Source organism: Gemmatimonadales bacterium (assembly GCA_036265815.1).
Lineage (GTDB): Bacteria > Gemmatimonadota > Gemmatimonadetes > Gemmatimonadales > GWC2-71-9 > CAVVWJ01.
On sequence record DATAOI010000062.1, the window covers coordinates 49,028 to 59,720 of the forward strand.

A 10,693-nucleotide genomic window follows, 5' to 3' on the forward strand; every position below is an offset into this window, starting at 1 on the left:
TCGGGATCACCCGATACCGTGGATCGCCGTGTGCCCAAGTCGTTGCGCATAGTGTTCGGTCTCATATCGACGGCCCTGGCCACAGGATCGGCGGAGGCGCAGGACGTGGCGGCCCACCTGGCGATGGGCACCGCCGCCGTGCACGCCCACGATCTCCGGACCGGACTGGCCCACTTCCAGGCCGCGCTGGCACTCGATTCGACCGACTACGAGGCCAACTGGCGCGCCGCCCTGGTGCTCCTCGATGAGGGCGAGCAGATCCCCGACAGCATCAAGAGCCCCAAGCGTGACTCTCTCTATGCGGAGGCCGAACGCCATGCCCGCCGCGCAGTAGCAGCCGATTCGAACGGGGCGGACGGCCACTTCGCTCTCGCCGCCTCGATCGGCCGCGCCTCGCTCACGATGGGAAAGAAGGACCGGATTCGCCGGGCTGTGGTGATCCGGGACGAGGCCGAGCGGGCCATCCAGCTCAACCCCCGGCACGACGGAGCCTATCACATCCTGGGACGGTGGAACGCCGAGATCATGCGGCTCTCGGGCTTCAGCCGGTTCTTTGCCAGGAGCTTCCTCGGCGCGGGCGTCTTCAAGCGGGCCTCCTGGGAGGGAGCCATCTCCAACATGGAAAAAGCCGTGGAGCTGGATCCCAAGCGCCTCTACCACCGGTTGGAGCTGGCGGAGATCTACGTGGACCGGAAGCGATATGCCGAGGCGAGGGCCCAGCTCGATGCGGTGGCCGCCCTGCCGGACCGGGAGATCATGGACAGCGTCTACAAACGGGAAGCCGCAGCCTTGAGCATGCGGATCGCCAGGAAGGACTCGAGCCGGCCCCGAGCCGGCGCCTAGAGTACGTCCCGAGCCCGCGACACGGCCCGCTCTACGCCCGCCTCGAGCCGCCGGCGGTGGCGGAGCAACTCCCGCCCGCTCCGCTTGCCGGCGCGCTCCAGCTGGTCTCCCGCCTCATCCCGCAGGCTGCGCAGCCGGTGCCGGAGTCTCCGGCGGGTCTTGTCCCCGCGCTCCGGCGCGAAGAGCAGCGCGATGCCGGCTCCCAGAAAGGCACCGAAGATCACGCCGACGGCGAAGCCGCCCAGGCCACCACCTGTGGGCCCCTGCTCCTGCTCGTTTCCTTCCTCGAAGCCGCTCTCGTCCGCTGCCATGGTCCACCCTCCGGGGATGTGGGCGCGCACCTTGCCTGCAAGCTACAGACATCGGGGAGGCCGTCAACCATCGAGACACCATAGACTTTTGACAGCCACCCTGCAGCTTGCTTCACCCACTTTCCCCGGCGGGCCGGCGGCTTATTATCAGCTAACCTATTCCTTCAGGATGCCTCCCATGACGACGGCAGCTACGGCGATCGATGAGGTCGAACGGCTGCAGGCCCGGCTGAATGCGCTGGAGCAGGAGCGGAAGCACCTGCTGGCGGTAGTCGAGATCCTGCAGGATATCGGTGGCTCGCTGCAGTTCGGCGACATCGTGCGCTCGGTCACGCTGCGGCTGGGCGAGACCTTCGGCCTCGACCGCTGCTCCATTTTCCTGGCGGAGCGCGGTGGCCGCAGCGTGCGTCTGGTGGCGAGCTACGAGGACCCCGGCATCCGCAACTACGTGGTGGATCTCGACCGCTACCCCGAGCTCCGGCGCGCCCTGCAGACCGGTGAGACCGTGTTCATCGCCGATGCCTCGACCGATCCGTCGCTCGGCTCGGCTCGATGGGCGCTGGCCGCGCGCAAGGTCAAGACCATCACCGTCATTCCGATCACGTGGCGGGGCGCGGCGATCGGCGCGATCTTCCTCCGCACCTTCCGCGACGGTCCGGCCTTCTCCGCCGATGACCTGGCGTTCTGCCAGGTGGTGGCCAACCTGACCGCGAAGGCCCTCAGGAACGCCCACCGTTTCGACCGGATGCGCCAGCGCCAGGGCGAGGGCGACGCGCAACGCCGGCGGGAGCACGAGCAGGCCGCCCTGATCGAGTTCATGCGCCGCCTCCTGGCCGGATATCCCCGCCGAAGCGGCCCGGAAGACGAGCTCGAGCTGGGCGTGAGCGCGTCGGACGAGATCGAGCGGCTGGTCGGGGTGGCGCAGGCGGTGCTCGGCCAGGAGGTCGCTTCGCGGTGAGTCGGAGTGCGGCAGAGCAGGCGGCCCGGCTGCGGGAGCAGATCGATCGGGCCAACCACGCCTACTACGTCATCGATGCCCCGGAGATCTCCGACGCGGAATACGATCGACTGTTCCGCGAGCTACAGGCGCTGGAGCAGGCCCACCCCGAGCTGCAGAGTCCGGACAGCCCCACCCAGCGGGTCGGCGCGCCGCTGGCGAGCGCGCTGCCCAAGTTCACCCACCGCAAACCGATGCTCTCGCTGGCCAATGCCTTCTCTCCCGAGGAGCTGACCGCCTGGGAGGAGCGCAACGCCCGGATGCTGCCCGAGGTGCGCCAGGCAGGATACACCACGGAAGTGAAGATCGACGGCGCCGCCGTGAGCCTCACCTACGAGGAGGGCCGACTCACCGTCGGCGCCACTCGGGGGAATGGGGTCATCGGGGAGAACATCACGGCCAACCTCCGCACCATCTCCGACATTCCGCTCACGCTCAAGGGCACCGGCTGGCCCCGCGCCATGGAAGTGCGGGGGGAAGTCTACATGCCGTACGCCGGGTTCAAGCGGGTGAACCAGGAGCGCGAGCGTGGCGGCGAGCTGCTCTTCGCCAACCCCCGGAACGCCGCGGCGGGTGGGCTGCGCCAACTGGATCCGGCGCTGGTGCGGAAGCGGCGGCTCCGGATGTTCGCCTTTGCGGCGGAGCCGATGGAGGGCCGGCTGAGCGCCCGGACCCACTGGGAGCTGCTGGACCTGCTGCAGACGTGGGGCTTCCAGGTGGAGGAGCACCGCGAGCGCTGTGAGACGCTCGACGAGGTCCAGGCCAAGGTGGTGGGCTACGAGGAGCTGATCCCCACCCTGCCCTTTCAGGCCGACGGCGTGGTCGTCAAGGTGAACCGGCTCGCCCTGCACGCCGAGCTCGGCACCATCGGCGCGCGGGAGCCGCGCTGGGCCATCGCGCGGAAGTTCGCGCCCGAAGTCGCCGTCACCCGCCTGAACGACATTCTGATCAACGTCGGCCGCACCGGCGCGCTCAACCCCTGGGCGGCGCTGGAGCCGGTGGTGATCACCGGGGTCACCGTGAGCAGCGCCACGCTGCACAACGAGGAGCTGATCGCCCAGAAGGACATCCGCATCGGCGACTGGGTCGAGGTGATCCGCGCCGGCGAGGTGATCCCCCAGGTCGTGCGGCCACTCATCGAGCGCCGGACCGGCGGCGAGCGGGCCTTCACCATGCCGGACCGCTGCCCCGCCTGCAACACCGAGGTGGAGCATCCCGCCGACGAGGCCATGCGCTTCTGCCCCAACGTATCCTGTCCCGGCCGGGTGCTGGAGGGAATCGTCCACTACGCATCCCGGGATGCGATGGACATCCGCGGCCTTGGCTACGAGCGGGTGCGGCAGCTCCTCGACGCCAAGTTGATCGAAAACGTCGCCGATCTCTACGATCTGACCGCCGAGCAGCTGGTCGAACTCGACCGCTTCGCCAGCCAGTCCGCCGAGCAGCTGGTGGCGGCCATCGCGGCCTCCAAGGCGCGACCCCTGTCGTCTCTGCTGTTCGCCCTGGGTATCCGGCACGTCGGCAAGACCGTGGCGGTGTTGCTGGCCCGCCGGTTCGGCACCATGCACGCGTTGATGGAGGCCTCGGAGGAGACCATCAACGCCGCCCCCGGAGTGGGCCCTGCCATCGCCGAGGCGGTGGCGGCCTTCTTTCGGGAGCCACGCAACCGGCGGCTGTTGCAGCGGCTGGAGGCGTCCGGCCTCACGTTCGCGGAGCCGCGGGCGCACGACGCGGACGGGGCGCTCGCGGGCAAGACGCTGGTGCTCACCGGCAGCTTGCCGACGCTCTCGCGGGCTCGAGCCATCGAGCTCATCGAGGCGGCCGGCGGCCGTGTGGCCGGCAGCGTGAGCAAGCGGACCGACGCCGTGGTGGCCGGAGAGGAGGCGGGTGGCAAGCTGGAGAAGGCCAAGGCGTTGGAGATCGAGATCATCGATGAGGCGGAGCTCTTGCGTCGACTCGGGCGCACGGCCTAAGATGCAGCACCTTCAACCCGGTCACCCATGAGCACCCAGCCACCCAGGCCGCACCACCCGGGGCTTCGACTCGGCCGCCGAGTGATTCATCAGCTTCGCACGGCACTGGAGCGCGATACCGGCCTCCAGGCGGCCGGCTACCTGCAGGAGGCAGGATTCGCGGGCGGGGAGGAGTTGTTTCGCGAGTTCGGTGACTGGCTGGTGGCCGCCCGCGGCGTGGAGCACGCGGGCGACCTCGACGTGCAGTTTCTGAGCGAGGTGCTCTCCGAGTTCTTCAGCGAGCAGGGATGGGGTGCGCTCGCCGTCACTCCGCTGGGCCCGGCGGTTCTGGCCCTCGACTCCGCCGAGTGGGCGGAGGCCTCGGATGAGAGCCGCGGTGAGTTCCCCTCGTGCCATCTGACCTGCGGACTGCTGGCGGACTTTCTCGGAAGACTGTCGGATGGCCTGGTGGCGGTTATGGAGGTGGAGTGCCGATCCCGGGGTGATGCCCGCTGCCGGTTCCTCGCGGGCGCTCCCGAAACCTTGAGCGCCCTGTACGACCGCATGGCCCAGGGCTCGGGCTACGCCGACGCGCTCGGGCTCACTGCGAGCTCTTCAGCAGCCTGACTCCGCCCGACCCAGTCTCGATCGCGATCGACCCCTTCCCGTCACCGATCTGTCCCTCGACGTGATCCCGGGCTCGGCGGGTGACCGTCAGCGGGAAGTCGCTCTCGATGTCGCCGCTCGCTGTCTGGATCTCCACCCTGGCGCTCAACGTCGGCGGCGCCGTAATGGCGATGTTGCCGGAGCCGGTCTCCACGCTCAACGTGTGAATCTCGCGGTGGAGATCGGTGTTCACCGAGCCGCTTCCCGTCTCCAGCGACACCTCGGGCGCCGTGACCCCGGTAAGCCGGATGCTCCCCGACCCGGTATCGATCGAGAGTTCCGCGGCCTCCAGCTCGGTGCCCGTTACGTCTCCCGACCCGGTATCCACCGAGAGCGTCCTGCCGTGATAACGGGACACCTCGACCGATCCCGACCCGGTGTCCACCATGAGGTCTCCCTCGATCTGACTGGCCCGCACGGTGCCGGAGCCGACATCCAGGCTCAACTCTCCCTTGGCCCCTGTGGCCGTCACCGGTGCGCTGTGCGCGTCGACCGAGATACGGCCGTTTACGTTGGCGAGGGTGACGGTGCCTACCGCCAGGTGAATGGCGACCTGCTGCCCGGCCGGCACCGTGATCCGGAGATCGGCGTGGGCGTCGAGCCCGCCGCCCCGATCCTCGATGGTGACTCGCCGGCCGTGGGTGTGCTCGTGCTCGTACCGGCCGTGCTCGTCTCCGAAGGTGCCGTCGTCCCGCACCTCGAGTTGGGTGGAGCCGCTGCCCTGCTTGCCATAGGTGATATGGTTGGACGGATAGATGACCCGGAGAGTCTGGCGATCATCGATCTCACCCTGCTCGACCCGGAGCTGGCCGGCCGCGCTGCCGCCCCGGGTCACCTGGACCACCACCGAGCCCTGGCCGGCTTCGACACTCACCTCACCGACCAGGTTGTAGATGGCGACGTTGTCGCCCTCGATGGAGTGGCGTTCCTGTTGGGCGCTGAGCATGGCGGGGGCTGCGATGAGAAACGGAAGGATGGCGACGAGCCGCATCGGCTGCACTCCTCGGGAGGGGACCGCCGTTAGACGGCGCCGCGGGCGAGAAGGTTGCAGCGCTTCCTAGAGTCGCGCGGCGTAATCCGGTCGAACGACCAGCTCCCCGTCCTGGATGATCTCTCGGTCCCAGGGCAGAATGATGAAGCTCTCGCTCTCGAAGGCATGAAAGTCGGGGGTGTACTCGCCGGTCTTGAAGGACACCGCGGTCAGGACCTCGGCCGGCTTGAGCGCCCGGACCTCGTGGAGGGCGAGCTTCATGGTGCTGCCGGTATCGCAGGTCTCGTCCACGATCAACACGCGCCGCCCTCGGATGGTGGGCGGCGGACCCGAGACCAGCACCGGTTGCGCCCCCGCTTCCCGCCGGGTGACGGCCATGGAGCTGAACTCGCACTGCAGGATGGAGGCGACCACCACGCCCGGAATGACGCCGGCCTTGGCGATGCCGAGCACGATCTCGGGCTGGTACTGGTGGGCCACTCGAAGCGCGAGGGCACGGCAGAGCTCGCCGAAGAACGGCCAGTCGACCTCGAGCACGCCTTTGGGACCGGCCGGCGTGGGACGGCGCATGGGGACCTCCGGACGGGACATCCCCAACCTACGCCGCTTATGGCAGCCGGGCAACCGAGTCCACGATGCGTTGCGGCCGTCGCCCACGAGGACTATCTTTGCGGCAGCCCAAGGCGTTGTGCCCGTTTGACTTTGCTCAGAGAGCCCTCTGACCTCATGACCTTCTGGCGACGCCTGTTCGGCAAGGGCCATCGCGAGACGCTCCAGCCCCAGCGACTCGACTACCTGAACGAGGGTCTGGCGCTGGAGCGTCAGGGCGATTTCGAGGCGGCCTTGACCTCGTACCGCCTGGCCTTCCGAGACAACCCCAGCGACTCCCGCATTCTGCTCAACATGGCCATCGCCTTCACTAAGACCGGCCAGCCGGAGGAGGCCATCCGGCACTACAAGCGCGCGCTGGAGCTGGATGAGAGCCTGGGCGGGGCGCATTACGGGGTCGCGTTCCTGCTGCTCAAGCGGGGGGACGTGCAGCAGGCCGCGGAGCACCTCCGGGCATTCCTCGCTCGACCGCCCAAGGGGCCGGACGCCGAACGCTGGGTCCGCCACGCGGAAACCGCGCTGCGGGATATCGCCGGCACTCCCGCCTCGGAGACCAGGTGATCCGCTGGCGGCGCGCGCTGGTGCTCGGACTGCTGGTGGGCTGCAGCAATCTCGACGAGGGCGACGCCGGCGTGGTGGCCCTCGAGGTCAGCGCTCCCGCGTCCAGCGTCCTGGAGGTCGGTGAGTCACTCCAGCTGACGGCACGGGCGCTCGACCGGGACGGCAACACGGTAAACACCACGATCACGTGGCGTGCCGTCGACACCACCGCCAGCATCGATCCCGCCAGCGGCATTGTGAGCGGACTCTTCCCCGGCACCGCCCGCTTCCAGGCCACCGTCGGATCACTCGCCTCGGGGCTGATCACCCTCACGGTTTTGGCACCCGCCGACACCCTGATCATCGCGGGAGACTCGGTGCTGACCGTCCTGGCCGATGAGTCCGCCTCGGCCGTGATGCTCGTCCGGCTGGAGAGCTTCGATCCGGCGGGGCCCCTCGCCAGCCGTCCGGTGATCTACACCATCACCTCACCCGTTCTCACCGGCGTCCCCCACACGGTCGAGCTTCCCGGCGGCGTCCTGGTGGACACCGTCTCCACCGGCAGTGACGGCGTGAGCAGCATGACGCTCAACCGGGTGACCGGCGTGGGCCAGCCCGACAGCGCGATCGTCCAGGTGAGCGCGTTCCGCACCCATGGTGCCGTGGTTCCCGGCTCGGGCCAGCGGTTCATCGTTCACTTCCAGTAGGAGGCCGCCACGCCACCGACCCTCACCAGCCTGTACTTCGGCGCGCTCGAAGCCTTCGGCTCTCGACCGGTGGCCATGCGCGCCAAGCGGGACGGACGTTGGGTGGCGCTGAGCTACACCGAGTTTGCGGAACAGGTCGAGGACTTCAGCATCGGCCTGCTCGAGCTGGGTGTCAGCCCGGGGGATCGGCTTGCGATCCTGTCGGAGAATCGTCCCGAATGGGCCATCGCCGATTATGCCTGCCTGGCCGCCCGCTGCACCGACGTCCCGATCTACCCCACCCTCCCCGCCAGGCAAGCCGAATACATCCTGCGAGACTCCGGCTCCGTGGCGGTATTGGTCTCATCTGCCGCCCAACTGGAGAAGCTTCGGGCCGTGCGGGACAGGCTCCCCGCCATCCGCCACGTCATCGCGCTCGACCAGGCCGCTCCCGAGCGTGGCGTGCTCGGCTGGAGCGAAGTGCTGGCCCGCGGCCAGGCCGCGCGCTTGCGCTATCCCGACTGGCGCGCGGCGGCCCTCCGCGCTGCCCCGGAAGACCTCGCCACGATCATCTACACCTCGGGCACCACGGGTGACCCCAAAGGGGTGATGCTGACTCACGGCAACATCGCCTCCAACGTCTCCAACTGCGTGCCGATGTTCAGCTTCTCCGACGTCGACGAGTGCCTCTCGTTCCTGCCGCTCTCCCACATCTTCGAGCGGATGTTCGGCCACTACTCGATGCTCCACGCCGGTGTGGTCATCAACTACGCCGAGAGCATCGAGAGCGTGCCGGCGGACATGCAGGACCGGCGGCCCACGGTGATGGCCTCGGTCCCGCGGCTGTACGAGAAGATCTACGGCAGGGTACTCGAGAGCGTTCGGGCGAGCTCGCTGCCCCGGCAGCGCATATTCCGATGGGCCCGTCGGGTGGGTGAGGAGTGGGCCGAGCGCGCGGTGGATGGACGCACGATCGGCCCGGGACTCGCGTTCCGACGCGGCCTGGCCGACCGGCTGGTCTTCGCCAAGCTCCGCGCGAGAACCGGTGGCCGCATTCGATTCTTCATCTCCGGCGGCGCCCCGCTCTCGGCCGATGTGGCGCGCTTCTTCTACGCCGCCGGGATGCCGGTCTTGGAAGGATATGGCCTGACCGAGACATCGCCGGTGATCGCAGTCAATACGTTCGAGCATCACAAGCTGGGGACCGTGGGGCGGCCCATCCCCGGCGAGGAGGTGCGGATCGCCCCCGACGGTGAGATCCTGGCGCGGGGCCCGAACATCATGCGGGGCTACTTCGGCAAGCCCGAGGCGACCGCCGAGGCGCTCGATGCCGACGGCTGGTTCCACACCGGCGACATCGGCGAGATCGACGCCGAAGGCTACCTCCGGATCACCGATCGCAAGAAAGACCTGATCGTCACCGCAGCGGGCAAGAACATCGCGCCTCAGCCGATCGAGAACCTTGCCAAGACCAGTCGGTACGTCGCCAACGCCGTCATGCTGGGCGACCGGCGCCCCTTCCCCATCATGCTGATCGTTCCCAACGAGGAGGCGCTGCGGGACTGGTGCGCGCGCCACGGATTCAGCGACGAGACGATGGAGGCGCTGCTGGGCCGGACGGAGGTCCGCGGCGCGATCGAGCGCGAGGTCCGGAAGACCCTGCGCGACCTGGCCCAGTTCGAGATGCCCAAGAAGTTCCTGCTGATGGCGCGGGACTTCAGCGTCGAGTCCGGCGAGCTCACCCCGACCCTCAAGGTCCGCCGCCGCATCGTGGAGGAACGCCATCGCTCGGCCATCGAGACACTCTACGCGGAGCCTCACGTGGCCTGAGGCGCCGCCCGCAGAGCGGCGTCAGCGCCGGCGAGTGCCCACCCAGACGCCCTCGGCGCTGGCCATCAGGTCGATCGAATCACTCGCCGGATCCTCGCTCTCCCCCACAACCCGAAGCCCCGGCAGCAGGACCCGCGCCGCTTCGCCGACCCAGGCCGGGTCGGTGGCGAACGGCGTCCCCAGCACGACGCCCCGCATCGAATGTGACTTGAGCGGCAGCCGACCGCCCCGCAGGACGCTCAGCGTGCCGTGATCCGTCACCCCAGCAGGTGGATTCACGGCGACGAGGCCGACGCCCGGGTTGAGCCGCGCCACGTCTTGCCAGTTGGCGGCGGGCGGTCCCACCAGGACCAGGTAGCCGCCGGGGCCGCCGAGTCCCACTAAAGCGGTCAGAGAGTCGCCGTCGAGCGCGCTGGGACGGTCCTCGACCGCGGGAGCACCGCCCACGTCCAGCACGCCGTCCACCAGATCGAACGTGCGGTGACAGACCGGGCAGCCGAGCTGACCTTCGCGCACCGACCTGTCTTCCATGCGGTGAGGCAGGAGCACCAGGAATTGCTCGTCGTGGTCGGCCGGGCAGCGGAGGTGATCGGTGAGCTCGATGAACATCAGGGCTTGAACACCACCCAGGTAAGGAGACCGGGTTCGACGGTGATCTCGCGGAACACCTTCTTCCCCTCGATGGTCGTCCCGATCACGTAGGTACCCGCCGGCACGTCGCTCACCGCGAAGTGCTCGCCATAGAGTGGATGGGAGTGGGCCTTGTCGCCGTAGGTCTCGGCGTAGGAGAACGGCGTCTCGGCGGGGTCCCGCTTCAGGATACCGTAGATCCGGGCCTGCGGCACCGGCGCCCCGGATCCGTCGAAGACCTGGCCGGCGACGATCCCGGTACCCGGAAGCGGTTCCAGCCAGAGCTCCGGGTTGGTGGTGTAGGGGGGAAAGCGCTGCAACGAGTCGACGATCGCGCCGATCGAATCGGTGGGTGAGGCGGCCATCTCGAAATGCAGATGATCGTTGGTGGCGCGGCCGGTGTTCCCCACCCGCGAGATCACCCGCCCGGTCTGCACCCGCTGACCCACCTTCACTAGCAGAGAGCTGTTGTGGTAATAGGTGGAATAGATCCGGTACCGCTTTCCCCCGGCCTTCACCGTCGTGTCGTGCCTGATGCTGACGGTGAGCGCCCCCTCCTCCGCCGGACCCGCGTAGACCACCTTTCCGCCGAGCGCGGCCATGACGGGCGTGCCGTCCGGGTTGTTGAACTCGACGCC

Annotated in this window: 12 protein-coding genes; 7 read left to right on the forward strand and 5 right to left on the reverse strand. The window is 68.7% G+C overall.

Features of this window, described 5'->3' with window-relative positions; translation table 11 throughout:
* The first annotated feature begins 30 nt into the window (after positions 1-30).
* The gene (locus tag VHR41_13995) at positions 31-843 is read left to right on the forward strand and encodes a tetratricopeptide repeat protein (protein HEX3235305.1); all 813 of its coding nucleotides are present in this window, start codon (positions 31-33) and stop codon (positions 841-843) included.
* On the opposite strand, the gene VHR41_14000 is transcribed toward VHR41_13995, so the two are convergent.
* A complete protein-coding gene (locus VHR41_14000; protein ID HEX3235306.1) occupies positions 840-1,154 on the reverse strand; it encodes a YtxH domain-containing protein in 315 nt (104 codons plus the stop codon). The two genes, VHR41_13995 and VHR41_14000, sit on opposite strands and share 4 nt — an antisense overlap.
* A 178-nt stretch (positions 1,155-1,332) precedes the next feature.
* On the opposite strand from VHR41_14000, the gene VHR41_14005 reads away from it, so the two are divergent.
* Genes VHR41_14005 through VHR41_14015 form a run of 3 tightly spaced genes read left to right on the forward strand, consistent with a single transcriptional unit; the run spans position 1,333 to position 4,730 of the window.
* Positions 1,333-2,112, forward strand: a complete 780-nt coding sequence (locus VHR41_14005; GenBank protein ID HEX3235307.1) for a GAF domain-containing protein — start codon at positions 1,333-1,335, stop codon at positions 2,110-2,112.
* A complete protein-coding gene (ligA, locus tag VHR41_14010) occupies positions 2,109-4,124 on the forward strand; it encodes an NAD-dependent DNA ligase LigA (GenBank protein ID HEX3235308.1) in 2,016 nt (671 codons plus the stop codon). The genes VHR41_14005 and ligA overlap by 4 nt, the downstream gene beginning before the upstream one ends.
* A gap of 27 nt (positions 4,125-4,151) precedes the next feature.
* Complete coding sequence (locus VHR41_14015; GenBank protein HEX3235309.1) at positions 4,152-4,730, forward strand: V4R domain-containing protein; 579 nt, start codon at positions 4,152-4,154, stop codon at positions 4,728-4,730.
* Here the strand turns inward: VHR41_14015 and VHR41_14020 are convergent.
* Both VHR41_14020 and VHR41_14025 read right to left on the reverse strand, forming a co-directional pair.
* On the reverse strand, positions 4,705-5,760 hold the full coding sequence (locus VHR41_14020; GenBank protein ID HEX3235310.1) for a DUF4097 family beta strand repeat-containing protein: 1,056 nt from the start codon (positions 5,758-5,760) through the stop codon (positions 4,705-4,707). The two genes, VHR41_14015 and VHR41_14020, sit on opposite strands and share 26 nt — an antisense overlap.
* Positions 5,761-5,826: 66 nt before the next feature.
* Positions 5,827-6,330, reverse strand: a complete 504-nt coding sequence (locus tag VHR41_14025; GenBank protein HEX3235311.1) for a phosphoribosyltransferase family protein — start codon at positions 6,328-6,330, stop codon at positions 5,827-5,829.
* A 156-nt stretch (positions 6,331-6,486) separates the two neighbouring features.
* Between VHR41_14025 and VHR41_14030 the strand changes: the two genes are divergently transcribed.
* From VHR41_14030 to VHR41_14040, 3 genes are all read left to right on the forward strand, one after another.
* Positions 6,487-6,930, forward strand: coding sequence for a tetratricopeptide repeat protein (locus tag VHR41_14030; GenBank protein HEX3235312.1), 444 nt, complete (start codon positions 6,487-6,489; stop codon positions 6,928-6,930).
* On the forward strand, positions 6,927-7,616 hold the full coding sequence (locus VHR41_14035) for a hypothetical protein (GenBank protein ID HEX3235313.1): 690 nt from the start codon (positions 6,927-6,929) through the stop codon (positions 7,614-7,616). The genes VHR41_14030 and VHR41_14035 overlap by 4 nt, the downstream gene beginning before the upstream one ends.
* A 75-nt stretch (positions 7,617-7,691) precedes the next feature.
* Positions 7,692-9,425 (forward strand): long-chain fatty acid--CoA ligase, encoded by a 1,734-nt coding sequence (locus tag VHR41_14040; GenBank protein ID HEX3235314.1) that lies wholly within the window; start codon positions 7,692-7,694, stop codon positions 9,423-9,425.
* 21 nt (positions 9,426-9,446) lie between these two features.
* Here VHR41_14040 and VHR41_14045 read toward each other — a convergent pair whose 3' ends face one another.
* Positions 9,447-10,034 (reverse strand): hypothetical protein, encoded by a 588-nt coding sequence (locus VHR41_14045; protein ID HEX3235315.1) that lies wholly within the window; start codon positions 10,032-10,034, stop codon positions 9,447-9,449.
* Positions 10,034-10,693, reverse strand: a 660-nt coding sequence (locus VHR41_14050; protein HEX3235316.1) for a M23 family metallopeptidase, incomplete at its 5' end; no start/stop codon positions are given. The genes VHR41_14050 and VHR41_14045, both read right to left, overlap by 1 nt.

Coding starts and splice junctions, on each gene's coding strand:
- VHR41_14000 (HEX3235306.1), bottom strand. CDS start 1,154: ATGGCAGCGGACGAGAGCGGCTTCGAGGAAGGAAACGAGCAGGAGCAG.
- VHR41_14005 (HEX3235307.1), top strand. CDS start 1,333: ATGACGACGGCAGCTACGGCGATCGATGAGGTCGAACGGCTGCAGGCC.
- VHR41_14015 (HEX3235309.1), top strand. CDS start 4,152: ATGAGCACCCAGCCACCCAGGCCGCACCACCCGGGGCTTCGACTCGGC.
- VHR41_14020 (HEX3235310.1), bottom strand. CDS start 5,760: ATGCGGCTCGTCGCCATCCTTCCGTTTCTCATCGCAGCCCCCGCCATG.
- VHR41_14025 (HEX3235311.1), bottom strand. CDS start 6,330: ATGCGCCGTCCCACGCCGGCCGGTCCCAAAGGCGTGCTCGAGGTCGAC.
- VHR41_14030 (HEX3235312.1), top strand. CDS start 6,487: ATGACCTTCTGGCGACGCCTGTTCGGCAAGGGCCATCGCGAGACGCTC.
- VHR41_14040 (HEX3235314.1), top strand. CDS start 7,692: ATGCGCGCCAAGCGGGACGGACGTTGGGTGGCGCTGAGCTACACCGAG.
- VHR41_14045 (HEX3235315.1), bottom strand. CDS start 10,034: ATGTTCATCGAGCTCACCGATCACCTCCGCTGCCCGGCCGACCACGAC.